The 25717-nt window shown below is 62.4% G+C and carries 19 protein-coding genes; 8 read left to right on the top strand and 11 right to left on the bottom strand.

The genetic code is table 11. The features are described 5' to 3' along the window. The first annotated feature begins 170 nt into the window (after window positions 1–170). Window positions 171–1010 carry a pirin family protein gene (locus PKE98_RS06035; RefSeq protein ID WP_373877811.1) on the top strand — a complete coding sequence of 280 codons (840 nt, stop codon included), beginning with the start codon at window positions 171–173 and terminating at the stop codon, window positions 1008–1010. Between the two features lie 150 nt (window positions 1011–1160). On the opposite strand, the gene PKE98_RS06030 is transcribed toward PKE98_RS06035, so the two are convergent. The 3 genes from PKE98_RS06030 to PKE98_RS06020 all read right to left on the bottom strand — a co-directional run bounded on the left by PKE98_RS06030 (window position 1161) and on the right by PKE98_RS06020 (window position 5164). Beyond that, entirely contained in the window at window positions 1161–3263 is a 2103-nt protein-coding gene (locus tag PKE98_RS06030; RefSeq protein WP_271194361.1) for a CHASE2 domain-containing protein, read from the bottom strand. A 7-nt stretch (window positions 3264–3270) separates the two neighbouring features. Next, window positions 3271–4092, bottom strand: a complete 822-nt coding sequence (locus PKE98_RS06025) for an aldo/keto reductase (protein ID WP_271194360.1) — start codon at window positions 4090–4092, stop codon at window positions 3271–3273. Between the two features lie 391 nt (window positions 4093–4483). Then, complete coding sequence (locus PKE98_RS06020) at window positions 4484–5164, bottom strand: class I SAM-dependent methyltransferase (protein ID WP_271194359.1); 681 nt, start codon at window positions 5162–5164, stop codon at window positions 4484–4486. 129 nt (window positions 5165–5293) lie between these two features. On the opposite strand from PKE98_RS06020, the gene PKE98_RS06015 reads away from it, so the two are divergent. The 3 genes from PKE98_RS06015 to PKE98_RS06005 all read left to right on the top strand — a co-directional run bounded on the left by PKE98_RS06015 (window position 5294) and on the right by PKE98_RS06005 (window position 9330). Continuing rightward, the gene (locus PKE98_RS06015; protein WP_271194358.1) at window positions 5294–8380 is read left to right on the top strand and encodes a transglycosylase domain-containing protein; all 3087 of its coding nucleotides are present in this window, start codon (window positions 5294–5296) and stop codon (window positions 8378–8380) included. A gap of 175 nt (window positions 8381–8555) precedes the next feature. Beyond that, window positions 8556–8987, top strand: coding sequence for a hypothetical protein (locus tag PKE98_RS06010; RefSeq protein WP_271194357.1), 432 nt, complete (start codon window positions 8556–8558; stop codon window positions 8985–8987). 10 nt (window positions 8988–8997) lie between these two features. After that, window positions 8998–9330, top strand: coding sequence for a YnfA family protein (locus PKE98_RS06005; RefSeq protein ID WP_271194356.1), 333 nt, complete (start codon window positions 8998–9000; stop codon window positions 9328–9330). Window positions 9331–9501: 171 nt separating this feature from the next. Here PKE98_RS06005 and PKE98_RS06000 read toward each other — a convergent pair whose 3' ends face one another. The 5 genes from PKE98_RS06000 to PKE98_RS05980 all read right to left on the bottom strand — a co-directional run bounded on the left by PKE98_RS06000 (window position 9502) and on the right by PKE98_RS05980 (window position 17632). Continuing rightward, complete coding sequence (locus PKE98_RS06000; RefSeq protein WP_271194355.1) at window positions 9502–9732, bottom strand: YheU family protein; 231 nt, start codon at window positions 9730–9732, stop codon at window positions 9502–9504. Between the two features lie 50 nt (window positions 9733–9782). After that, the gene (locus tag PKE98_RS05995) at window positions 9783–12554 is read right to left on the bottom strand and encodes a hybrid sensor histidine kinase/response regulator family protein (RefSeq protein WP_271194354.1); all 2772 of its coding nucleotides are present in this window, start codon (window positions 12552–12554) and stop codon (window positions 9783–9785) included. A 144-nt stretch (window positions 12555–12698) separates the two neighbouring features. Then, window positions 12699–13889, bottom strand: coding sequence for an osmoprotectant NAGGN system M42 family peptidase (locus PKE98_RS05990; RefSeq protein WP_271194353.1), 1191 nt, complete (start codon window positions 13887–13889; stop codon window positions 12699–12701). A 188-nt stretch (window positions 13890–14077) separates the two neighbouring features. Next, window positions 14078–15817, bottom strand: a complete 1740-nt coding sequence (gene ngg / locus PKE98_RS05985) for an N-acetylglutaminylglutamine synthetase (RefSeq protein WP_271194352.1) — start codon at window positions 15815–15817, stop codon at window positions 14078–14080. A 45-nt stretch (window positions 15818–15862) separates the two neighbouring features. Further along, window positions 15863–17632: an N-acetylglutaminylglutamine amidotransferase gene (locus PKE98_RS05980; RefSeq protein WP_271194351.1), complete on the bottom strand. Its 1770-nt coding sequence runs from the start codon at window positions 17630–17632 to the stop codon at window positions 15863–15865. Between the two features lie 280 nt (window positions 17633–17912). Here PKE98_RS05980 and PKE98_RS05975 point away from each other — a divergent pair, with 280 nt between their 5' ends. The 3 genes from PKE98_RS05975 to PKE98_RS05965 all read left to right on the top strand — a co-directional run bounded on the left by PKE98_RS05975 (window position 17913) and on the right by PKE98_RS05965 (window position 20288). After that, window positions 17913–18125 (top strand): hypothetical protein, encoded by a 213-nt coding sequence (locus tag PKE98_RS05975; protein WP_271194350.1) that lies wholly within the window; start codon window positions 17913–17915, stop codon window positions 18123–18125. A gap of 200 nt (window positions 18126–18325) precedes the next feature. Beyond that, entirely contained in the window at window positions 18326–18889 is a 564-nt protein-coding gene (locus PKE98_RS05970; RefSeq protein ID WP_271194349.1) for a hypothetical protein, read from the top strand. Window positions 18890–19031: 142 nt separating this feature from the next. Beyond that, a complete protein-coding gene (locus PKE98_RS05965; RefSeq protein ID WP_271194348.1) occupies window positions 19032–20288 on the top strand; it encodes an FAD-dependent oxidoreductase in 1257 nt (418 codons plus the stop codon). A 41-nt stretch (window positions 20289–20329) separates the two neighbouring features. On the opposite strand, the gene PKE98_RS05960 is transcribed toward PKE98_RS05965, so the two are convergent. From PKE98_RS05960 to PKE98_RS05950, 3 genes are all read right to left on the bottom strand, one after another. Continuing rightward, window positions 20330–21652, bottom strand: coding sequence for an NAD(P)/FAD-dependent oxidoreductase (locus tag PKE98_RS05960; RefSeq protein WP_271194347.1), 1323 nt, complete (start codon window positions 21650–21652; stop codon window positions 20330–20332). A 142-nt stretch (window positions 21653–21794) separates the two neighbouring features. Continuing rightward, window positions 21795–22886 carry a polyamine ABC transporter substrate-binding protein gene (locus tag PKE98_RS05955; RefSeq protein ID WP_271194346.1) on the bottom strand — a complete coding sequence of 364 codons (1092 nt, stop codon included), beginning with the start codon at window positions 22884–22886 and terminating at the stop codon, window positions 21795–21797. Window positions 22887–22913: 27 nt separating this feature from the next. Continuing rightward, window positions 22914–24272 carry a glutamine synthetase family protein gene (locus PKE98_RS05950; protein ID WP_271194345.1) on the bottom strand — a complete coding sequence of 453 codons (1359 nt, stop codon included), beginning with the start codon at window positions 24270–24272 and terminating at the stop codon, window positions 22914–22916. 224 nt (window positions 24273–24496) lie between these two features. Between PKE98_RS05950 and PKE98_RS05945 the strand changes: the two genes are divergently transcribed. Then, the gene (locus PKE98_RS05945; protein ID WP_271194344.1) at window positions 24497–25378 is read left to right on the top strand and encodes a helix-turn-helix domain-containing protein; all 882 of its coding nucleotides are present in this window, start codon (window positions 24497–24499) and stop codon (window positions 25376–25378) included. Window positions 25379–25717: the final 339 nt, after the last annotated feature.

Below are 25717 nucleotides of genomic sequence, written 5' to 3'. Positions count from 1 at the left end.
AGGAGAGGATTTGGCCTCGATGCCTTCAAGCTCACGAGCATCGAGGCTGAAGCCGCTCCTACACGCTGCCGAATCATTCATAAATTCGATTGATATAGCGCCAATTTCGAGCCAATCAATCTGATCGAAAGCTTTACCATGGCGCCATCACTTGATTGGAGCCTCTGGCCATGAACCGCACCGTCCTCAGCATCCAACCCGGCCAACCCGCCTCCGACGGCGCTGGCGTACGCCTTAACCGTGTGTTCGGCGGCCTGGGCGTGGAACGTTTCGACCCCTTTCTGATGCTCGATGAATTCGGCTCGGTCAACCCCGACGACTACATCGCCGGCTTCCCGCCCCACCCGCACCGGGGGTTTGAAACCATCACCTATATGCTTGAAGGCCGCATGCGCCACGAAGACCACCTGGGCAACGTGGGCCTGCTCGGCAACGGCGGCGTGCAGTGGATGACCGCCGCGCGCGGCATCATCCACAGTGAAATGCCGGAGCAGGAAGAAGGTGTGATGCGTGGCTTTCAGCTGTGGCTCAACCTTCCGGGCAAAGACAAGCTCGGCGACCCGGGCTACCGCGACATCCCCGCCGTCGAGATTCCGCGTATTCACACCGCGCAAGGCGTTGAAGTGGTGGTAATCGCCGGGCAGTTTGACGACGGCCAGGTGCAGCAACTCGGCGCCGTGCAGCGCCCGAATACCGAGCCCCACCTGTTCGACTTGCGCCTGGGCGCAGGCCACAGCGTGGCGCCGCGCCTACCCGAAGGGCATCGGGTGATGCTGTATGTATATGACGGTAGCCTTCAAGTTGACGGGCGCACGGTGGAAGCCGGGCGCTTGGTGCGGCTGTCGGATCAGGGTGAATTGCACCTTGGTAGCGAACAGGGCGCCAATGTGTTGCTGGTGGCGGGCAAGCCGCTGGGCGAACCCATCGTGCAATACGGGCCGTTCGTGATGAATACCCGTGAGGAAGTGGAGCAGGCGTTGCGCGACTTCCGTGATGGAACATTGGCGTGATGGAGCATTCGCGCGATCAAACATTAACGTGATGAACAGCGGTGCGACGACCTGACGGCATAAAAGGGTTTAAAAAACATCGAGGCTGAGGCCGCTCCTACCGGAGCTGAGCTTCCGGGTGACAGCAGTTTCAGTCTCAATGCGTGTGGTCTACTTGCGGGTCATGGCAAACGCATCGCCACGTTCCCCGGCCGCCAACCGCTGCCAATGAAACCGCACCAAGCCATCCGCCGGCCGCTGTTCATGCAGCGCCGTAAACGCCGCCAATGCCCCCGCATCCCCCGTCATCAAGAGCAGGTGGGCGGCGTCATACGCATCGTCCACCGCCTGCAAAGGCTCAAACACTTCCACCGCCGCCGACTTGCCCTTCAGTTGCACCTTGCCCACCGCGCGCATGGGCACCTGCGGGTTACTGCGCGCGATAGCGGCCGACACGCATACGCGGGTGCCCAGGTACTGGTTAAGGCTTTCCAGGCGCGACGTGGTGTTCACCGGGTCGCCCAAGGCGCGGTAGTCAAAGATGGTCGAGCCGCCGAAGTTGCCCACTACCACTTCGCCGCTGTGCACGCCGATACGGGTTTGACCGAAGGCGATGCCACGGGCCTGCAACTGGGCGACATAGCCTTGGGCAAAGCGGTCGATTTCCAGCGCGCAGCTCAATGCCCGCTGCGCGTGATCGGCCTGGGGCAACGGCGCAGAAAACATGATGGCCACGGCATCACCGACAATGCGGTCCAACGTGCCGTCGTGACGGAAAGCAATGCCGATCACCTGTTCCAGATAATCGTTAAGCAGGCTGACCACCGCCTCCGGTGTTTGCCGCTCCATCATTTCGGTAAAGCCGGTGAGGTCGGTAAACACAAAACTGCACACCTGCCGATGACCGCCCAGGGTCAGTTGGCCGGGGTTATCCACCAGGTGCTTGACCAGGTTTGGCGACACATAGCGGGAAAACGCCTCGCGCACCCAGCGCTGCTCGCGCTCACTGGCCACGTGATGGCTGATGCTCGCCACGCTGTAGAGCAGCGCCAGGCCCAGGCCCGGAGTAAACAGGTCGAGCAGCAGGCGCTCAACGCTAAAGGCGTACCACGCCAGGCCATTGAGCGTAGCGATAAGCAGCAGCGTCAGCCCGGCCGCCGGCAGCGCACGCACGCGCAGCGCCAGCAGGCACACCAACAAGCCGCCCAGCAGCAACGCCAGCGCCTCCACGGCCGGTGCCCAGCCCGGCCGCTGAAGGTATTCGCCGCTCAGTATTTGCTCCAGCGCCTGTGCGTGCACCTCCACACCCGGAATGATCCCGCCCAGCGGGCTAAAGCGCAGGTCTTGCAGGCCCTGGGCCGAGGTGCCGATGAGGGCGATGCTGCCTTGCAACCCGGCAGGCGCCTGCCCGGCCAGCACTTGCCAGGCGGCAATGGTGCGCACCGCCTGCGGCACGGTGAAATGCACCCACAGCTCGCCACGGCGGTTGGTGGGAATTTGCAGACGGCCGATATCGATGCGCTCTATACCGGCCTCCCCGGTGTGCACCCGGTACAAGGGCGAACGCTGCGCCACCCGCAGCGCCTCGGCCACCAGCGACGGCCGCGCCTGGTCGCCCAAGGCCACCAGCAGCGGCACCTTGCGCACCACGCCGTCGGTATCAGGATCGAACGTCAATGCACCGCTGCCAAGGGCGGCTTGTTCCAGCACCGGCAGTGCCCGCACGGCAGAGGCGTACTGCGGCAGAAACGGTATCGGCGACGGCTCGGTCGCCACCAGACCGTAGCGACTCAACGGCAAGCCGTTAGCGCCTGGCCGCCGCTCGGTGCCAAAACCCAGCACCGCGTTGCTGCTGGCCAGCGCCGTGGCCAGTTGGCTGTCGTGGTCGGGCAATGCCTGCAACTGGCTGAGCAGCGCGTCGTCCAGGCCTTGGTCCTGCAACAGCAAGGCCGGCGAGGTGCGGTCCGGCTCGGCGAACAGCACGTCGAAGACAATCGCCGCCGTGCCGGCTTCGCGCAATTTGTCCACCAGCTCGGCCACCCGCGTGCGCGGCCAGGGCCATTGGCCCAGGCGAGCCAGGCTGGCTTCGTCGAGGTCGATAATGCGCACTGGCGCACCGGTGTATTCGCGCGGCTGCCAGCGCTGGAACTGGTCGAACACGGCGTTGTGCAGCTGTTGCACCGGCAACGGTGCCAGCACCAGCACGGCCATGCACCCAAGCAACACCACGGCACAACTGAGCAGACTGGGCGACACCCCTCGGCGTTTGCGCATTCGTTTCTTACACCATGGCCAAAGGGCGTTTACGGGTGGGCGGCGGGAAGACGCCGTCGAGCAGACGCAGGTCGGCGGCGTCCAGGGTCAGCTCCAGCGCAGCGGCATTGGCACGCACATGGGCCGGGGTAACGGCCTTGGGAATGGCAATCACCCCGCCCTGCTGCGCCAGCCAGGCCAGTGCCACCTGAGCCGGGGTGGCATTCCGGCGCTCGGCTATCTGGCACAGAGTGGCATCGACGAGCAGGCGCCCGCCCTGGCCTACCGGGCAGTAGGCCATTAAGGGCATGCCCTGTTGCTGGCACCAGGGCAGCAGGTCGAACCCCACGCCGCGTTGTTCCAGGCTGTAGAGCACCTGGTTGGTGGCGCAGGTGGGGTTGGCGAGTTCGTGCATATCGTCGAGGTCGAAATTGGATACGCCCCACCGGCCGATCTTGCCTTGCTCACGCAGGCGTTCGAAGGCTTCCACGGTTTCTTCCAGCGGGTGCTGGCCGCGCCAGTGCAGCAGGTAGAGGTCGATGGTGTCGGTGCGCAGGCGTTTGAGGCTGCGCTCGCACGCCTCGATAGTGCCGTGGCGGCTGGCGTTGTGGGGGTAGACCTTGCTGACCAGGTAAACCTGGTCGCGGATGCCTTGCAGGGCTTGGCCCACTATTTCTTCGGCACCGCCTTCGCCGTACATTTCGGCGGTGTCGATCAGGGTCATGCCCAGTTCTACGCCCTGGCGCAGGGCGGCGACTTCGGCCTTTTGCTCGCTGGCGCGCTCGCCCATGCGCCAGGTGCCTTGGCCGATGGCGGGGAGGGTTTGGTTGGCGAGGTGGACAGTGTGCATGGAGGGGGTCCTTCCTTTTCAATTCCGTGTGCGTTACGCAGTAGCTTTTGTAGGGTGTGCTCCGCGCACCTTTGCGGTTTTCTGGCGAGCGGTGTTTTTTCTGTTTTACCGCGTGCGCTGAACGTTTTGTTTCGCGCCTTACGCGCGAGTTTCTTTTTCCGGTCGATGAAAAAGAAACCAAAAAATCTTGCCCCCACCTTGGGTTTTCACTGCGTGAAAACTACCCTCGCTACGTCGCCGCTTCAGGGGCCGGCGAGAAGGGCCATCCATGGCCCTCACGCCTTTCGCGGCTCCCGGCCGCTCAACCCCTTACGCGACGACTACGCTCGGCCTGCGCTCAAGGGGCGGGTAGATCACGATCAAAAGCAAAGCAAAAGCCGAAGCGCTGTTTTTATTTCAATCCGGATTTCAGTAATAGCAGCAGCGACACCGGCTGCTCGCTCTCGGGGTGCAGCGGTTCTTGTAGCCATTGCAGGCGCCAGTCGGTTTCGGCGAGCAGGGTCAGCCACGATTCCAGGGTGCGGAAGAACCAGGGCATGGGTTCGGCAAAGCCTTCGCCGAAGCCTTCGAAGTGTTCCACGCGCCAGCCGTCCTGGTATTGCCCTTGGCCACGCGAGCTCCAGGGGTGGATGGTTTGAATCAGCAGCACGCCGCCGGGCGACAGCAGTTTGTGCAGGGTGGTGAGCACGGGTGCCAGCGGTTCGTCGAGCAGGGCGAAGTTGCATACCAGTACGTCGAATTTACCCAGTAGCGGCGCCTGTTCTTCCAGCTCGGCGTAGCCGCACACACGGTATTGCCCGGAGCAGATGGCCCGCGCGGTTTCAATCAGCGGCACCGAGGCGTCTACCCCGACCGCTTCAATGCCATGGGCCATCAGGCCTCGGCACAGCCAGCCTTCGCCGCAACCGATGTCCAGCACCCGTTTGGGCTCGCAGGCCAGAATGGCGCGCAAGATGGCGGCGTCGGTAACCAGCCGGCGGCTTTCAATGCGCTGTTCGCGCACGGCGGCGGTCCAGGCGTCGGCGTTGGCCTGCCAGCTGAAGTTGAGCTGTTCTCGGTGGTCGCGCTGCATGGTCGGGCTCGAATGTTCAGGCTCGGAGAAGATTTTTTTCGCGCAGGAACGTTAACCGCATTTTGCCGCCGACAACAGCGTCTAAGCTTTACTCCATGCAGAGCAACGCAGAGCCAAGGCCAATTTGATATGGGCGCACTATGGCAATCGAACGCTACCCCGGCTGAGCACTCGGTGCCCGGCCTGACTGCCAGCCCTTCGCCTTCAGCCAAACGCCCACCACCCCGTTCCCCCTGGCGCCGCGCGTTGCGCCGTACCTTTTGGCTGACGTTTGTACTGGTCGTTCTGGCGGTCGGTTGGCTGGCTTACGAGGAAATCCGGACCGCCACATACCAGTCTCGCGAGCTCAGCCACTATGCCGCCACGCTTACGTATCAGCTGGCGGACGGCCCCAGCTCCGCCATCCGCTATCCCGAAGACGGCCCCTTCGATAAACGCCTGGGCTATGCCTATCTGCCGCAGATGCTGGAACGCCTGCAGCAGCGTGATTACCAGATCGAGCAGCAAACCCGTTTTTCTCCCGCGCTGCTGAACTACAGCCAACACGGCTTTTTCATTCCGTATCCAGAGAAATTACAGAGCGGCCTGGCCATTGCCGACTGCCGTGGCCTGCCGCTCTACGGCTTCACCTATCCACAGCAACTGTATGCCGGCTTTGCCGATATTCCGCCGCTGGTGGTCAATAGCCTGCTGTTTATCGAAAACCGCGATTTGCTCGACAGCCAGCAGCCGCTGAGCAACCCCGCCGTGGACTGGCCGCGCTTTGCCATGGCGGCGCTCACCCAGATCGGGAAGAAGCTTGATGTGCAAGGCCAGTCCTCCGGCGGCAGCACCCTGGCTACGCAGTTGGAAAAATACCGGCACTCGCCAGACGGCCTGACACTGTCGGCCAAAGACAAACTGATGCAAATGCTCTCGGCCAGCGTGCGGGCCTACCAGGGCGGCGCGCAAACCCTGGCGGCGCGGCAGAATATCGTGCGCGATTACCTCAATAGCGTGCCGCTGTCGGCAGCGCCGGGGTATGGCGAGGTGCATGGCCTGGCCGATGGCTTGCGGGTTTGGTATGGCGCCGATTTCAACCAGGTCAACCAGACGCTCAGCGATGCCCACGCCCCGTTGAGTGAACGCGGGTTGGCGCTGCGTCAGGTGCTGTCGCTGATGATTGCCCAGCGCCGGCCTTCTTATTACCTGGCGCAGGGCCATAGCCAACTGGCCACACTGACCGACAGCCATATCCGCCTGCTGGCCAATGGCGGCGTAATCGACCGCCCCCTGCGCGACGCCGCCCTGGCGAGCAAAACCACCTGGCGCGACCTCGCCGCCCAGCCCGGTGTGCAGCCGGTGGAAACCAACAAGGGCATCAGCGTGGCCCGCAGCCGTCTTTCCACCTTGCTGAACAAACCGCTGTACGATCTCGACCGCCTTGACCTGGCCGCCACCACCACCCTCAATGGCCAGTTGCAGCAGGCCGCCAGCGATTACCTGCAACGCCTGGCCGACCCGGCCTTCGCCGCCAATACGGGCCTGCTCGGCGACCACCTGCTGACCGCGCAAACCACCCAGGATGTGCGTTACAGCTTCACCCTGTTCGAACGCACCGCCGACGGCTCGCGGGTGCGGGTGCAAACCGACAGCACCGACCAACCCTTCGATATCAACGAAGGCAGCAAGCTGGAGCTGGGCTCCACCGCCAAGCTGCGGGTGCTGACCACGTACTTGGAAATCATCGACGAACTGCATCAGCGCTTTATCGGCCAGACGCCGGCGCAGTTGCGCAAGGTGGAGGTACCCGAGCAAGACCGCCTTACCCAATGGGCCGTGGATTACCTGGCCAGCGGCAACGACCCCAGCCTCGCCGCCATGCTCGACGCCGCGCTGGAACGCCATTACTCCGCCAGCCCCGGCGAAAGTTTCTTTACCGGCGGCGGTTTGCACCATTTCAATAACTTTCGCCGCGAAGACAACGGCCGCAACCCCACGCTGCGCGAAGCGCTGCAAGAGTCGATCAACCTGCCCTTTATCCGCCTGATGCGCGACGTGGTGCGCTACAGCACCTACCAGGCCAGCAACAGCAGCGCCGAGCTGCTCAAGGACGACCACGACCCGCGCCGCCAGGATTACCTGCAGCGCTTTGCCGACCACGAAGGCACGGTGTTTTTGCTGCGTTTCTGGCGCAAATACCAGAACAAGAACGCCACCGAACGCCTGGACACCTTTCTCGACGGCATGCACCCCACCGCTTCGCGCCTGGCGGCGGTGCACCGCTACCTGATGCCGGATGTGGACGAGGCCACCTTCGGCACCTTTATCAATGCCCACCTGAGCGACGAGAAAGTCGGGCCGGCGCGGGTGCATGAGCTATACGGCAAATACGGCCCGGGCGCCTACAGCCTGCCCGACCAGGGCTACATCGCCCGCGTTCACCCGTTGGAGCTGTGGCTGCTGGGCTATCTGCAACTGCACCCGCAAGCCAGCTTCAATGAAGCGGTCAGTGCCAGTAACGCGCAGCGCCAGGAAGTGTATGGTTGGCTGTTCAAAAGCCGGCACAAGCGCGCCCGCGACAGCCGGATTCGCATCATGCTGGAGGTGGAGGCCTTCCTCGATATTCATCAGCGCTGGCAGCGTGTGGGCTACCCCTTCGACCACTTGGTGCCGTCGCTCGCCACCGCCATCGGTAGCTCCGGTGACCGCCCGGCAGCGCTGGCCGAGCTGATGGGCATTATCCTCAACGACGGCATTCGCCAGCCCACGCTGCGTATCGACAGCTTGCACTTTGCCGCCGACACGCCCTATGAGACTCGCCTGGGCATCGAACCCGATCAAGGCAAGCGGGTGCTCTCCAGCGAAGTGGCCAGCGCGCTGCGCGGCGCGCTGGCGCAAGTGGTCGCCAAGGGCACGGCGCGGCGGTTGAACGGCAGCTTCAGCGAGGCCGATGGCAGCGCGATGACCCTGGGCGGTAAAACCGGCACTGGCGATAACCGCATTGAAAGCGTGGGCACCGGCGGGCGCGTTCTCAGCTCGCGGTCGCTTAACCGCACGGCGACCTTTGTGTTCTATCTGGGGGAAAAGCACTTCGGCACCTTGACCGCGTTTGTGCCGGGGCGCGCGGCAGAGGGGTTCCGCTTTACCTCCGCGTTGCCGGTGCAAGTGCTCAAAGGGATGGCGCCGATACTGCAGCCGTATCTGCTCGCCAATAGCCAATGCGCTATGCCGTGATACCGCTGGTGCGCGGAGCACACCCTACAAAAGCGAATCGCGGTCCGCTCTTGTAGGGTGTGCTCCGCGCACCGGGCGATCGCCCCGCAAACGCTATCCAAGCCCTAACCACCTATCCCCGTCACCCTGCTAATATTCGCACCGCCCCACTATCCCCGCTGTCTGGAGTTCCCGCTTGGAGTCTGAATCCATCGTCTATGGCTGTATCCGCGACTGGCCGTCGGGTGATCCGGAGCAGGCGCGCTTGCGTCGGGCGATCAACCAGCGTGAGTTGCAGGCCTTGCCGTCGGGCGATGCCTGGCCGTTTATTGGCCGCGACATGTTTTCGTTTTGCCCCGAGCCCGGTGAAGGCCTGTACCAGACGCAGGTGATTCACTTCGGGGCCAGCTACCGCGCCGTGGAGTACGAGTGGACCCTGTGGGTAGAACAGTTCGAGGCGCTGCTCAAGCGCCTGTACTGGGGCAGCGCGGTGGTGCACCTGGAAACCGAATTAAGCGGCAGCCACACCTTTCGCTGGGAATCCGAACAGGGCTTTCACAGCCCGCAAGACCCCGGCGGCCTGCTGGTGCGCTGCGCCTGGGAGCGTGAAGGCGCCCTGCACAGCTAAGGACAACGCCATGCTCAATTACCTGTGGTTTTTCCTCGCGGCCCTGTTCGAAATCGCCGGCTGCTATGCGTTCTGGTCGTGGCTGCGCATGGGCAAGAGCGCCTGGTGGATCGTGCCGGGCCTCGTTAGCCTGGTGCTGTTCGCGCTGCTGCTGACGCGCGTGGAGGCGGCGTATGCCGGCCGTGCGTATGCCGCCTATGGGGGCATTTATGTGGTGGCGTCGTTGTTCTGGTTGGGCGTGGTGGAGCGGGCGCGCCCGTTATCCACAGACTGGATCGGCGCGGCGTTTTGTGTGGTGGGTGCGTTGATTATTCTGTTTGGGCCACGGTTCTCGGCTTCATAACACTGATTCCAACGTTTGAAGGCTACTGAGAACGCCCTACAAACCTCCGTCATTCCCGCGCAGGCGGGAATCCAGATTCTCGCCTCAGCCCTCGTATCGCGCCCCCTTCAAAATTCTGGCTCCCCGCCTTCGCGGGGACGACGCAGTGCAACAGCAACGTCCAACGCGCTCTTAATCCTCGAGCCACTCCTTGGGCACGTCGCGCTTCATTGCCAATTGGCATTGTTCACTTTCGACGTCAAAGACGATGACCGCTTCCCCTTTGTCGAGGGCGCGGCGCACGCGGGCGACGCGGGTTTCCAATGGCGTTTCGTCGCCGTTGTCGGTGCCGTCACGGGTGACGAAGTCTTCGATCAGGCGCGTGAGGGTGTCGGCTTCGAGCATTTCTTGCGGGATCAACATGGCACTTCTCCAGAAAGCCCGGCGATGTTAACCCACTTACTATTGGCCTACTAAGACGGAGAAATTTCTTCGCTGGCCGGCGTTTTACGTTCACTGGCGAGGAATTTGTCCAGGGTGGCGTACAGCACCTCGCAGTCCAGCGGCTTACCAAGAAAGTCGTCCATGCCAACCAACGCGCCGTGCTCGCGGTGTTCGTCGAGGATATGCGCGGTCAGGGCGACGATGGGCACCGGGCGCAGCTGCTGTTGTTTTTCCAGCCGGCGAATCTGCCGCGTGGCTTCAAAGCCGTCCATCTCGGGCATTTCACAGTCCATCAAAATCAACTGCACGGCTCCCGGGTCGCGGCTGTAGTCCTTCACCGCTTCCACGCCGTTGGCCACCACGCGTACCACGTAGCCGCGTTTTTTCAGCAGGCCTTGCACCACCAGTTGGTTTACCGGGTTGTCTTCCACCACCAGAATGCAGGCGCTGTTGCCGCTCTGGTCCACCACCGGCGGGCGGTTTTCGCTGCGCCGCTCCTGGTAGAACTCCAGCAACGCTTCGCGTAGCGGCGTAATAGCCAGCGGCTGGGCCAGGTTGAGCAGGCGCAGGCCTTTGCTCGGCGGCAGCAATTGGCATTGTTCCGGCGGGCACAGCAGCAGAATGCGTTGGCCCTTTTGCAGGCGCGGGCGCAGGGTGTCGAGCCAATGCAGCACGCTGCCGGGCCAGGGCGCCATCAGAATCAGCAACGGTGTTACGGCAAAATCGTCGAGGTAGGCCTGCAAGCGTTCGGGGTTCTGGCAGCGCTCAGTGCGCATGCCCCAGCGTTCCAGCAGGCGGCTCAGGGCGTCGAGGCCCAGGCCATCGAGGGAGGTAAGCAGCGCGGTTTTGCCTTTGAGCAGTTGGCGCAGCGGGTCGTCATTGCGATCGCCTTCTTGCAGCGCCACATCGAACGCCAGGCGTGTGCCCTGCCCTGGCGTGCTGTGCACTTCGATATGGCCACCCATCATTTCCACCAGCTCCTTGCTGATGGCCAGGCCAAGGCCACTGCCGCCGTAACGGCGGGTAGTACTGGAGTCGCCTTGGGAGAAGGATTCGAACAACTGGGTTTGCGCCTCGCCGGCAATACCGATGCCGCTGTCGCTGACGGAAAAGATCAGGTGCGGATTGCCCAGGCTGTTGTTGCGCCGGCACACACTGACCGCCACATGACCCTCGGCGGTGAACTTCAGGGCATTGCTCAACAGATTCATCAATACCTGCTTGAGCCGCGTGGGGTCGCCCTTGATGCGCTGCGGCACCCCCACTTCCAGGCTGACGTATAACCGCAGGTTCTTTTCCAGGGCCTGGGCGGTGAACAGGGTCAGGGTGTCGGAAATCAACACTTCCAGGTCGAACTCGATGTTTTCCAGGCTCAGCTTGCCGGACTCGATACGGGCGTAGTCGAGGATGTCGTTGATCACCGCCATCAACGAGCTGCCGGAGCTGGCAATGGTATCGACGTAAAACCGCTGACTGCGGTCCAGCGCCGTGCCCTTGAGCAACTGCAACATGCCCAGCACGCCGTTCAGGGGCGTGCGGATTTCGTGGCTCATCTTGGCCAGGAAGCGGCTCTTGGCCTGGTTTTCGATTTCCGATTTGGCCGCTGCCTGGCGTGAGCGAAAGCCTTCTTCCTTGAGCAGGTTGATGCGGTCGGCCAGGCCGATGGACAAGGTGATCAGCTCGATGGTGACCCCCACCTTGACCATGGTGGCGCCATAGATGCCGAAAATCTCGATACCCAGCGAGCCGGTGGTGGCGACGATAAACGAGGTCAGCAGAATGCCCCAGGCCAGAATGTAGTAAGAGCCGTAACGCAGGCCCTGGCGCCAGATATAGATGCCACTGAGCAGCAGCACGAAGGACACGAACAGCACCGTCAGGCTGGCCAGAATGTTCCAGGCCTGCAAGCCGATCACCACCACTGAGACGATGCAGCACAGAATAAGCGCCATCAGGTATTGCAGCGCCTTGTCCAGGCGCGGGGAAAACTGCGCGGTATGCAGAAAATGGCGGCTGAACTGGGTGGCGCTGAAGCTGTGCAGGAACATCAGAAAGTAGATGCTCACCGACTGCAGCTCGATCAGGTTGGGCATCAGCTTGAACAGCATGCCGTCGAAGCTGGCGGCGAACAGGCCGATGTTGAGGTTGTACACCAGGTACCAGAAGTAGGCCCGTTCGCGCAGGGAGAAATACAGGAACAGGTTGTAGCAGAACATCGCAAACAACACGCCGTAGAAGGCGCCGTTGGCGCCCATCAGGTTTTCCTGGGCTGCGGCGCTGGCGCCGTAGGTGCTGAAGAACATCGGCACAAACAACGTACTGGTGCTTTCAATCCGCACAATCAGGGTGCTCTGGCCCTGGGGCAACTCCATGGGAAACCAGAAATTGCGCACTTGCACGGGGCGCTGGGAGAAGGCGAAGCGGTCGCCGGTCTCCTGGCTGGCTATCTTGCCATCAGGGGTTTGCAGGTAGAGCTGGATATGGTCCAGCAGCGGGTAGTTGATTTCCAGGTAGCCGCCCAGGGCGTGGGGGCGGCTATTGAGCAGGCGCACCTTGAACCACCATACCGAGCCGTTCTTGCCCAGGTTGACATGGTCGCTGCGCGCGCCGTTGAACTCGTCATCGCTCAGGGCCTGCACTTGCTCCAGGCTGAGAATGCCGCGTGGGTCTTCGAAATAGCCGATATAGGGCGCCAGTGACAGGCGCATTTCATCCTGATTCAGCGGCGCAAACGTGGGTGCGCCGGCCCAGGAGCTTCCGGCGAACAGGCACAGCAAGACGAGCAGACAGATACGAGGCATCCGTAAACCTCAGACAAATACAGGCGAAGCTGACTAACCCCACCGCGTGAAAAACTCGCCTAGCCGAGCGTAGTAGTTTTCACACGAACCGGGCCGCTCCTTTCTTGTTCTTGTCTGGCACTTTGCCTCTATGCTGCCCGCCCTTCAAGTGTCGTTTTCACGGGAATTGATCAGGCTGTCGACCGTCGGAACCCGGGTGTCGCTTTCCATCTGCGCGTCGTGTTCGATCTGGTGACTGAAATTATCCAGCGACTGGTTGGCCGGTTTGGCGTCACTGGCAAACACCGGCGGGCTCAGAATATAGGCGCTGAGCAACCGGCTCAGCCCCGCCAGGCTGTCGATATGGGTGCGCTCGTAGCCGTGGGTGGCGTCGCAACCAAAGGCCAGCAGCGCGGTGCGGGTGTCATGGCCGGCGGCCACCGCCGATTGCGCATCGCTGTGGTAGTAGCGGAACAGGTCACGGCGCACCGGCACCTCATGGGTCTCGGCCAGACGCAACAGGTGGCGCGACAGGTGATAGTCATAGGGCCCGCCGGAATCCTGCATGGCGACACTCACGGTGTGCTCACTAGACTGCTGCCCCGGCGCCACCGGCGCAATGTCGATGCCGACAAACTCGCTGACATCCCAGTGCAGGGCCCCGGCCGCCCCGGAGCCGACTTCCTCGGTGATGGTGAACAGCGGATGGCAGTCGATGGCCGGTTCGATACCGCTTTCCACCAGGCCTTTGAGCGCGGTGAGCAAGGCCGCTACACCGGCCTTGTCATCCAGATGGCGGGCGCTGATATGGCCGCTTTCGGTGAACTCCGGCAGCGGATCGAACGCCACGAAGTCACCGACGTTGATGCCCAGCGACTCGCAGTCGGCGCGGGTGCTGCTGTAAGCGTCCAGGCGCAGTTCGACGTGGTCCCAACTGATCGGCATCTGGTCGATGGCCGTGTTGAACGCGTGGCCGGAGGCCATCAACGGCAAGACGCTGCCGCGAAAGACGCCGGTTTCGGTAAACACGCTAACGCGGCTGCCCTCGGCAAAACGGCTGGACCAGCAGCCCACCGGGGCCAGGCCCAGGCGGCCGTTGTCCTGTACCTGGCGGACGATGGCACCGATGGTGTCCAGGTGCGTGGAAACCGCTCTGTCGGGGCTGTTCTGTTTGCCCTTGAGGGTTGCGCGAATGGTGCCACGGCGGGTGAGCTCAAAAGGAATGCCCAATTCCTCCAGGCGCTCGGCCACGTACCGCACGATGGTGTCGGTAAAGCCGGTGGGGCTGGGAATGGCGAGCATTTCCAGGAGCACGCGGCGCAGGTAAACGAGGTCGGGTTCGGGGACTTTTTTCATGGGGGGTCTCCTTCAATGCCTGCGAAGCGCCTGGTAGCAGGCGCACAGGTTCTAAACAAAAACTCCCGTCATCCCAGCGCAGGCTGGGATCCAGAATCGTGCAGGAGTCGCGGTGTGGCTGGCAGTGGTGCACCTGGGTCCCAGCCTTCGCTGGGACGACGGGGTGGAGGCGGAAAAAATGACCGCCCTCAGCTACCGGGCTGACTGAGCGGAAACAACAGATCAATAAACCGCTCTGCCGTCGGTTGCGGTTGGTGATTGGCCAGCCCCGCGCGTTCATTGGCCTCAATAAACACGTACTCGGGCTGGTCCGCTGCCGGCACCAGCAAGTCCAGGCCGACTACCGGAATATCCAGCGCCCGCGCTGCGCGCACGGCGGCTTCACCCAGCACCGGATGCAGAATGTCAGTGACATCTTCCAGCGTACCGCCGGTGTGCAGGTTGGCGGTGCGCCGTACCGCCAGGCGCTGGCCGGCGGGCAGTACGCTGTCGTAGTCAAAGCCGGCCGCGCGCAGGGTGCGGTGGGTTTCTTCATCCAGCGGAATGCGGCTTTCGCCGCCAGTAGCGGCTTGCCGGCGACGGCTCTGCGCTTCTATCAGTGCGCCGATGCTATGGCGGCCATCACCAATTACCTCGGCCGGCCGGCGAATGGCAGCAGCCACCACCACATAGCCGATCACCAGAATGCGCAGGTCGGCGCCTTCGTGAAAACTTTCCAGCAGCACGCGGTTATCAAAGGCTTGGGCGCGTTTAATAGCCGCTTCCACGTCCTCCTCGGTTCGCAGGTCAATGGCCACGCCCTTGCCCTGTTCGCCATCCACGGGTTTAACCACCACCCGGCCATGCTCGGCGAGAAAGTCGGCGTTTTCTTCTGGCTCGCCGGCCAGTTGCTGCGCCGGCAATTGCAGGCCAACGCGGCGCAAGGCGCGGTGGGTCAGGAGTTTGTCCTGGCACAGGGTCATGCTCACGGCGCTGGTAAGGTCACTTAGCGACTCGCGGCAACGAATGCGCCGGCCACCGTGGTTAAGGGTGAACAGCCCGGCTTCGGCATCGTCCACCTGCACCTCGATACCACGGCGACGGGCTTCGTCGACGATAATCTTGGCGTACGGATTGAGCTCTGCTTCCGGGCCGGGGCCGAGAAACAGGGTCTCGTTGATGCCGTTCTTGCGCTTGAGGGTAAAGGTGGCCAGGTCGCGAAAGCCCAGTTTGGCGTACAGGCGCTTGGCCTGGTGGTTGTCGTGCAGCACCGACAAATCCAGGTAACTGAGGCCGCGGCTCATAAAGTGCTCGATCAGATGACGCACCAGCACCTCGCCTACACCGGGACGCGGGCACTGCGGCGACACCGCCAGGCACCAGAGGCTGCAACCGTTGTCCGGGTCGTTGAAGGCTTTACGGTGGTTGAGGCCCATCATGCCGCCGATCACGTCGCCACTATCAGCGTCTTCGGCCAGCCAGTATTCCGGGCCGCCGTCTTCCTTGGGCGTCAGGCGCTCGGGGTCTACCGGCAACATGCCGCGCAACTGGTACAGGTGGTTTAGCGCCTGCCAGTCTTCGGCACTTTGTGCACGGCGCACGTTAAAGCCACGAAAGCCCCGGCGCGCCTGGCGGTAGTCGGTGAACCACAGGCGCAGGGTGTCGGAGGGGTCGAGAAACAAACCCTGCGGCGCCTGGGCCAGCACCTGATGGGGCGCAGCCACGTACAGGGCGATATCGCGTTCGCCGGGCTTTTCAGCTAACAGTTCACTGGCCAGCATTTCCGGCGTTGGGTAGGTGTGGCCGATCAGAATCCGCCCCCAGCCGCAGTGCAGAGCCAGTGGTGGATTGGCGTGCTGATTGCCATCCTCGGCAAAACGCGCCTGCAAGCGCTCATAGGACGGCGGTTGGCCGCGCAGCAGGCGCTGGCTGTAGGCATAGCCTTTCATTAACAAATCTTCCCTTGAGAAAACGGGTGGCAAGGCGCTGCTCATTTACACGCCTTGTTCGCTCAGCCACAGGTTGAGGGCGGCGAGCTGCCAGAGTTTGGAACCACGCAGCGGCGTCAGTTGGCCCTGCGGGTCGGTGAGGAGCTGGTCGAGCATCGCCGGGTTGAACAGGCCACGGTCCTGGCTCGGGTCGAGCAACAACTCGCGCACCCAGCCCAGGGTGTTGCCCTCAAGGTGTTTAAGCCCTGGCACCGGGAAATAGCCCTTGGGCCGGTCGATAACCGCCGCCGGAATCACCAGACGAGCCGCTTCCTTGAGTACCTGCTTGCCGCCATCGGGCAGCTTGAAGCGCCCCGGAATGCGCGCCGACAGCTCCACCAGGCGGTAATCCAGAAACGGTGTGCGCGCTTCCAGGCCCCAGGCCATGGTCATGTTGTCCACCCGCTTCACCGGGTCATCCACCAGCATCACCGTGCTGTCCAGGCGCAGCGCCTTATCCACCGCCGCATGGGCGCCGGGGCGCTGGAAATGCTCGCGCACGTACTCGCCGGCGCAGTCGCCGGTCAGCCAGGCGGGCTGCACGGTGTTGCGGTACTCGTCGTAGCTGCGGTCCAGAAACGCCGCGCGGTAAGCGGCAAAGGGGTCGACCGCACCGTCCACCAGCGGGTACCAGTGGTAACCGGCAAACAACTCATCGGCGCCCTGCCCGCTTTGCACCACCTTGCAATGCTTGGCCACTTCGCGCGACAGCAGATAGAAAGCAATGCAGTCATGGCTGACCATCGGCTCGCTCATGGCGCGAAACGCCGCCGGCAGTTGCTCGATGATTTCGCGCTCATCGATACGCAGTTGGTGATGACGAGTGTTGTAGTGCTGGGCAATCAGGTCGGAGTACTGAAACTCGTCGCCACGCTCGCCGCCGGCATCCTGAAAACCGATGGAAAAGGTCGACAGGTTTTCCACTCCGACCTCACGCAGCAAGCCCACCAGCATGCTGGAGTCCACCCCACCGGACAGCAGCACGCCGACATCCACGGCGGCCCGCTGACGAATCGCCACCGCCTCGCGCACGCTTTCCAGCGTCAGGTCGCGCCACTCGTTCAGGCCATAGGCCTGCTCATCAGCGGCGGCGCCGTAGGTCAGTTCCCACCAGGTTTTCTGGGTGGTATTGCCTTGGGCATCAATGCGCATCCAGGTGGCCGGCGGCAGCTTGCTGACATTGGCCAACAGCGTGCGCGGCGCGGGCACCACGGCGTGGAAATTCAGGTAATGGTTGAGGGCGACAGGGTCGAGCGTCTTGTCGATATCGCCACCCTGCAACAGGGCCGGCAACGTCGAGGCAAAGCGCAGGCGCTCGGCCGTGTGCGACAGGTACAGCGGCTTGATGCCCAGGCGATCGCGGGCAATAAACAGTTCGCGCTTCTCACGCTCCCAAATGGCGAAGGCAAACATGCCATTGAGTTTGGGCAGCAGGTCGGCGCCCCAGGCGTGGTAGCCCTTGAGCAGCACCTCGGTGTCACCCTCGGAAAAAAACTGATACCCGAGCGCCTGTAGCTCGCTGCGCAGTTCCGGGTAGTTGTAGATGGCGCCGTTGAACACCAATGAAAGGCCCAGTTGGCTATCGATCATTGGCTGGCCGGAGGCGTCCTCTAGGTCCATGATTTTCAGGCGCCGGTGACCCAGGGCAATGGAGCCCTGGCTATGGAAGCCGTGGGCGTCGGGGCCACGCGGGGCCAGGTGATGGGTAATGCGCTCGACCGCTGCGAGGTCGGCGGGGCGATTATTGAAACGTAACTCTCCAGATATTCCGCACATAGTCCTTACCGGGTTTCCGTTGGGGAAAAAGGGGGGCGCGCAATCGTTGCGCTAATGGAGCAGACCGGCTCAGGGGCTGAGAGTTTTAGATAAATGTGATCTAAGTTGATGGGTGGCCCGAGCAGCCAAGGGGAATTCGGGCATGTGTCTGGCGAGGGGTAAAAGCACTCGCCCATCAATTTCAGCAATATCAACTACCAACACCATGCGTTTCTCAAGGCAGGCACAAAAGCGGAACCTTGGCTCCGAAGTCACTTACCTAGCCCTTGAGGAACACACCATGAAAACCATCGTTACCGCGTCCCTGCTCACCGCGTTGTTAACCGGCAACGCCTTCGCCGCCGCTGATGTCAACCACAGCTACGAAGCTGCCACCGCCAAACAAACCGCCGAGCAAAGCAAAACCGTAAAGGCCGACGACACCACCCAGGCCGTCGACAAGAAAGACCAAAGCGAAGATGACCGCTGGGGTCTGCCACGCTGGTGGCATTGATTGACCGCAGTACCACAAGGGCGCCTGGCAGGCGCCTTTGTCGTTTCTGCAGCCGTTACCGGCGGCTCACGCTTGCTCTCCCCTTGCGGGAGAGGGCTGGGGTGAGGGGGACTTTGCTTGACCACTCATCCCCTTTGTCGAACAACGGCAATTTGCCGCTACTCCACTTCTAGGTAACTCACAGAAATGGAGCATCGAAGATGACCAAATTACCTTTTACTGCCTTGGTACTCAGTGGCCTGCTGGCCGCTTCCTCCGCCACCGTCGTGGTGGCGGCGACCGTAAGCCCCGGCAATGGCGTAGGCGCCCCGGAAGCCGGCACCTCGGGTGAAGGCACAGGCACCTCCAGCACCGGCGCAAGCAGCCCGGGCACCGGCACCGGTACCGGCGCCACCGGCCAGGGCACCACCGGCACCGGCACCGGCTCGCCAGGCGCGGGTACCGGCGCAACCGGTACTGGCACCACCGGCACGGGGACAGGCATAGGCACCGGCACAGGCGCCACAGGCACAGGTACTGGCGCGACTGGCACTGGCACTGGCACCGGGACAGGAACCGGCACCACCGGCGGCAGCACCATGAGCCCATCGGGTGGCAGCGGCGGCAGCGGTGGCAGCAGCTCGGGCAGCGGCGGCACAGGCACAGGTGGCACCGGTACCGGTGGCACTGGCACTGGCGGCACCGGCGGTGGCATGGGCGGTGGCGCAGGTGGCACTGGCGGTGGTTCGGGTGGCGCTGGCGGCGGCGCGGGCGGCGGCAGCTAATGCTGCGTGCTCCACACCATGGCCAGTGGGGTTTACCCACTGGCCATTTTTTTGTCTGGCGTTTGACGGTATAACGGCACCGCTGCCAGCACGCAGCCCCCATCCAAGGACATGCCCACCGTAGTCGGGCTGGAGATCTCAGGTGATCAAACCGCTGCGTATTGCCATTGTCGGCGCAGGCCCGGCCGGCCTTGCCGCCGCCCTTTATCTGCACCGCAGTAACCACCAGGTAACGGTGTTCGAACGCTTTGCCGAAGCCGCCCCGGTAGGCTCCGGTCTTATTCTGCAACCGACCGGGCTAACCGTGCTGGAAGACCTCGGCCTGTTCGCGGCCATTGCCCAACTGGGCAGCCGCATCGACCGCCTGTACGGCGCCGACGCCCACTCCAATCGCACCGTGCTGGACGTGCGCTACAGCGCGATCAAAGGCGGTCGCCATGGCATTGCCGTGCACCGCGCGGCGCTTTTTCATGTGTTGTTCGAGGCGGTGCAAGCCGAGCGCATTGCCGTGGAAACCGGCCTGGATGTCGACACCCTGGAAACCCGCGGCGACCTGGCCTGGCTGGTCAGCGCCACGCAGGCCAAAGCCGGCCCGTTCGACCTGGTGGTCGATGCCAGCGGCTCGCGCTCCAGGCTCAAGACTTTCGCCCTGCAACCCAGCGAACCGAAGCCGCTGGTCTACGGCGCCTTCTGGGCGTCACTGCAGGCCGACCCGGCAGCCTTGACCAGCAGGGCCCTGGTGCAACGCTACCACCGCGCAACCACCATGATTGGCGTGTTGCCCATCGGCAAAGCCCACCCGGACAGCGCCGCCATGAGTGCGTTTTTCTGGAGCACCAAACCCGATGAAGTGGAAACGCTGAAGCGCGCCGGCATCAATCGATGGAAAGACCAGGTGGCCGGCCTGTGGCCCGACTGCGAAAGCTACCTGCAACAGATCAACGATTTCGACGACATGACCCTGGCCCGCTACGGCCACCACACCCTGGCCATGCCGGTAGGCCGAAGCCTGGCGGTTATCGGTGATGCCGCCCACTCCACCAGCCCGCAGTTAGGCCAGGGCGCCAATATGGCGCTACTCGATGCCCGCGCCCTGGTGCATGCGCTGAACACCAGCCCCGACCTGGCCACCGCCCTGCCCCGCTACGCGGCGTCGCGACGTGTGCATGTGCGCACATTTCAGGCGCTGTCAGGGGCGTTTACGCCGTTCTATCAGTCGGATTCGCGCCTGTTGCCGTTGCTGCGGGATCGGGTGATGGCGACGGTGGCCAAGATACCGCCGGCGCCACAGATTCTGGCCTCGATGGTGGCAGGCACGTTGGTGGACCCGTTTGCGCCGATTGGGTTGCGTGAGCGTAGTTGGCAGGAACCGCTGGTGCGCGAAGCACACCCTACCTGAGCAACGTCTGCCCGTAGGGTGTGCTTCGCGCACCAAGCGGTTTAGAACCCAGCGATTTCCCGCAACCGATACCACGACATCCCCAACGCCAACAGCGGCGTGCGCAGCAGTTTGCCGCCGGGGAATTTCATATGGGGCACGGCGGCGAACAGGTCGAAACCCGTGCTGTCTTGCCGGCAGATGGCTTCGGCCAGCAGGCGGCCGGCCAGGTGGGTGGTGTTTACGCCGTGGCCGGAATAGGCCTGGGCGAAGTACACATTGGTTTCCCCACGCAAACGACCAATCTGCGGCAGACGGTTGGCGCCGATGCCGATGGTGCCGCCCCACGCGAAGTCGATACGGGTATCGGCCAACTGCGGGAATACACGGAGCATTTTCGGCCGCATATACGCGGCGATGTCCTGCGGATCGCGGCCGGAGTAATGGCAGGCGCCACCGAAGAGCAAACGACGGTCGGCCGACAGGCGGAAGTAGTCCAGCCCGACACGCTGGTCACACAGGGCACGGTTGCCAGGAATCAGCTGCTCGGCCTGCGCCAGGCTCAACTGCTCGGTGCCGATGATATAGCTGCCCGCAGGCAGCACCGTGCCGCTCAATTCTGGCACCAGGCCTGCCAGGTGAGCGTTGCCGGCCAGCACCAGGTTGTCGGCACGCACCAGGCCCGAGGCGGTGTGCACTTTCACTTTGGCGCCGTATTCGATGCGTTGCGCAGCGCTGTTTTCAAAGATGCGCACGCCCAGCTTGTGCGCCACGGCCGCTTCGCCCAATGCCAGGTTGAGCGGGTGCAGGTGGCCCGAGCCGCTGTCGATCATGCCGCCGACAAACACCTTGGAGCCGACCACACGGTCCATCTGATCCGGTTCAATCAGGGTCAGTTTATGGCCATAGCCCATGCGCTCCAACGCGTGCTTGTCTTCGATAAAGCCCTGGTAGTGCTGAGGGGTATTGGCAAGGTCGCAGTAGCCCCAGCGCAGGTCGCAGTCGATGCCGTACTTGGCCACGCGCTCGCGAACGATTTCCACCGCTTCGAGCCCCAGCCGTTCCAGGGTGGCAACGCCGTCGGTGCCAATCTGTCCGGCGAATTTCGACAGGTCGTGGCCAACGCCACGAATCAGTTGGCCGCCGTTGCGACCGCTGGCGGCCCAGGCAATTTGCCGGGCTTCGAGCAACACCACCGACAGGCCGCGCTCGGCCAGTTCAATGGCGGTGTTAAGCCCGCTGAAGCCACCACCGACCACGCATACATCACAGTCCAGCGAGCCATTGAGCACGGGAAAGTCGATCTGCTTGTTGCGGGTGGCGTGGTAGTAGGAGGCGGTATGGGCCGTGGGCCCCGCACCGGGAAGAGCAGAATTCAACGACATACAAAGGCCTATAGCCTGGAGGCTTGCACCTCCGGGAAACGGTGAGACGGACCGGTTCGGGTAGCTTTTGCAGGAGCGGTTTCAACCGCGATGCTGTTGAAGATCAGAGCATCGCGGCTCAAGCCGCGCCTACAAAGAGCAGTTACCGACCGGACTTGTAGTTGTTCCAGGCGCGAGTGGTCCAGCGCATTACCGCAGGCGTCCACTCGGAGGAAACGTAGAGCTTTTTCAGCACGTCATCGGACGGGTAAATAGAGGGGTTCTGACGAATTTCCGGGTCCATTACCGCATCCGCTGCCTGGTTGGCGTTGGCGTAGCCGACAAAGTCGCTGACCTTGCTGATCACGTCAGGCTTGAGCAGGTAGTTGATATAGGCGTGCGCCTCGGCAACGTTTTTCGCGTCAGCCGGAATGGCCAGCATGTCGAACCACAGGTTAGCGCCCTCTTTGGGCACCACGTAGGCGATGTCGATACCGTTCTTGGCTTCCTGCGCGCGGCTCATGGCCTGGAAGGCGTCACCCGAGTAGGCGAACGCTACGCAGATATTGCCGTTGGCCAGATCCGCCACGTATTTCGAGGAGTGGAAATAGGTGATGTAGGGGCGAATGGCGTCGAGTTTCTTCTGCGCCTCTTTGTAGTCTTCCAGTTTGTCGCTACGCGGGCTCTTGCCCATGTAGTTGAGCAATGCCGGGTAGATCTCGTCCGGCGAGTCCATAAAGGTCACGCCGCACGCTTGCAGCTTCTTGATGTTTTCCGGTTCGAACAACACGGCCCAGGAGTCGATGGTGTCAACGCCCAAGGCTTCCTTGACCTTCTTCACGTTGAACGCGATGCCGTTGGTACCCCACAGGTACGGCACGGCGTATTCGTTACCGGGATCGTTTTCTTGCAGGCGCTCGAGCAATTGCGGGCTGAGGTTTTTGAAGTTGGGCAACAGGCTCTTGTCCAGCTTCTGGAACACCCCGGCGCGAATCTGCCGGCTAAGGAAGTGGTTGCTCGGCACGACGATGTCGTAACCGGTGCGCCCGGCCAGCAGCTTGCCTTCCAGGGTTTCGTTGGAGTCGAACACGTCGTACACCGGGTTGATGCCGGTTTCGGCCTTGAAGTCTTTCAAGGTGGTTTCGCCGATGTAGTCGGTCCAGTTGTAAACGTTCACCACGCCGGCGGCATACACGCCGCCGCTGAGCAGCAATACGCTGCTAGCCAGCACTGTTTTGATCAGTGATTTGCTCATCGAATCGCCCTTACGGTTGTTGTTTTTTTACACGCTCAGCAGCAGGAACTCGCGCTCCCAGGAACTGATGACGCGCTTGTAGTTTTCATGCTCAGCGCGTTTCACAGCCACATAAGCGGCCGGGAAACGCTGGCCCAGGTACTCCTTGACCATGGTCGACTGTTCCATGCATTCCAGCGCCTGTTCCAGGGTCAGCGGCAAGCGCAGGTTGCGGCGCTCATAGCCACGGCCCACCACCGGCTCGCTCGGGTTCAGGCCTTCAACCATACCCACGTAACCGCACAGCAAGCTGGCCGCCAGTGCCAGGTACGGGTTGGCGTCGGCGCCCGGCAGGCGGTTTTCCACGCGCATGTTCTGCGGGTCGGACTCCGGCACACGCAAGCCCACGGTACGGTTGTCCGAACCCCACTCCACGTTCACCGGTGCCGAGGTGTCCGGCAGAAAGCGGCGGAACGAGTTCACGTTGGGGGCGAACAGCGGCAAGGTTTCGGGGATGTACTTCTGCAGGCCGCCGATATGGCCCAGGAACAGCTCGCTCATGCTGCCATCTTCGTTGGCGAACACGCTTTTGCCGGTGCTCAGGTCCACCACACTCTGGTGCACGTGCATGGCACTGCCAGGCTCGCCGGTCATTGGCTTGGCCATAAAGGTGGCGGCCACGTTATGACGCAGCGCGGCTTCGCGCATGGTGCGCTTGAACACGAAAATCTGGTCGGCCAGGTGCAGGGCATCACCGTGACGGAAGTTGATTTCCATCTGCGCCGTGCCTTCCTCGTGAATCAGGGTATCGAGGTCCAGGCCCTGGGCTTCGCACCAGTCGTACATGTCTTCGAACAGCGGGTCGAATTCGTTGGTGGCTTCGATGGAATACGACTGGCGACCGGTTTCCTGACGACCGGAGCGGCCTACCGGCGGCTTCAACGGATAATCCGGGTCGGGGCTGCGTTCAGTGAGGTAGAACTCCATTTCCGGCGCCACGATCGGCTTCCAGTTTTTAGCGGTGTACAGCGCCAACACCTTCTTGAGGATATTGCGCGGCGACAGGTCGATGGGGTTGCCCATCTTGTCGTAGGTGTCGTGGATTACCTGAGCGGTCGGTTCCAGCGCCCACGGCACCAGGAACACAGCGTTTTCGTCGGGGCGGCAATGCATGTCGATATCGGCGGGGTCGAGCAGGTCGTAATAGACGTCGTCATCGACAAAGTCGCCGGTCACCGTTTGCAACAGCACGCTCTCGGGCAGGCGCATGCCTTGCTCGGCGAGAAACTTGTTGGTGGGAGAAATCTTGCCGCGAGCGATGCCGGAGAGGTCGGAGACAAGACATTCCACTTCGGTGACTTTGTTGTTATTCAGCCAAGTTTTCAGCTGTTGCAGATCGCCTTTCATAAACCCTCAGGGAGTTGTGCTTGAAGGCACCGAGTCTGCACGCCCGGCAATTGGGGCATCTATCCAGTTTGCGCAACGTCTGCTGCCACTTTTTGGCGCATGCGACGTTTAGTCGCCAAACGGCCAACCTAAGCTCCGCAAACGGCTAAACAATCCAAAGCGCGAGCCCGGCCATAATCGGGCGTCTTTTTCCCGCTATATAAGAAAGCAGCCCGGAGGGGCGCATGGCGATCAAGGTCCTACAAACACTCGACGTGGACCAACAGCGCACAGCCATCGACGGCTGGCAGCAGCACTACGCGCAGATGTCGGCCGGGCGATTTCACGGCAGCATCGTGCATGCCCAATGCAACGGCGTAGAAGCCTATGAAGAACGGATGAACACGCGGGTCGAGCAGCATTTTCATGCGCCCGACAAGGCACTGGTGTTCAGCTTCGACATGGCCGATGGCGCCCTCTACCTACTAAACAGCGAAAGCCAGAACACCTGGATTACCCCGGAGCACTACCGCGAGGTAGCGGTGGTGGTCGACCTTGATCTGATGGGCCAGGGCCTTTGCCCTGGCAGCCTGGACGGGTTGCTGCTGACGCCACTGCGGTCGCAGCAGAGCCAAGTATTCAGTTCGTGGTTGAGTTATGTACTGAACAAATTGTCGGCCACGCCGGGGGCAAGCCTGGATGCGAGCTTGTCACGCCAGTTGGTGGATGACTGTCTGTTCGTGCTGGATTGTTCCTCGCGCTCGCTCGATCAGTTGAAGCAGCGGCGCCTGGCTGAAGACCGGCGGATTGTGGGGCAGGTGTTCGAGTTGGCCAGCGCCTACCCGGAGGACAATTTCAATGTGTTGGAGTTGGCCACGGCGGCGGGGGTGACGGTGCGGCAGTTGCAGCATTCGTTTACGCAGTTCACCGGGATTACGCCCAGTGCGTGGTTACGGTTGCGCCGGTTGAATGCGGCGCACCGGGATCTGACGCTGGCAGCGCCTGAGGAGACGACGGTGGCTGAGGTGGCGATGCGGTGGTCGTTCTGGCATTTGGGTAGGTTTGCGGAGGCGTATAAAGGGTTGTTTGGGGAGCAGCCTAAGTGCACGTTGCAGCGTAGGGGATAGTTTTTTTGGTGATCGGTGTTTGTCTGCATTACCGCGTGTGCTGAACGTTTTGTTTCGCGTCTTACGCGCTAAGCTTTTGTAGGGTGTGCTCCGCGCACCTTTGCGGTTTATCAGGCGACTGTGTGCTTTCTGCTTTACCGCATGCGCTGAACGTTTTGTTTCGCGCCTTACGCGCGAGGCCCTTGTAGGGTGTGCTCCGCGCACCTTGCGGTTTATGAGGCGACTGTTGTTTTTCTGCATTACCGCGTGTGGTGAACGTTTTATTTCGCGCCTTACGCGCGAGTTTCTTTTTCCAGTCGATGAAAAAGAAACCAAAAAATCTTGCCCCTACCTGGGCCC

It is taken from the genome of Pseudomonas turukhanskensis, from assembly GCF_027922365.1.
Lineage (GTDB): Bacteria > Pseudomonadota > Gammaproteobacteria > Pseudomonadales > Pseudomonadaceae > Aquipseudomonas > Aquipseudomonas turukhanskensis.
This window is presented reverse-complemented; position numbering and strand designations above follow the sequence as displayed.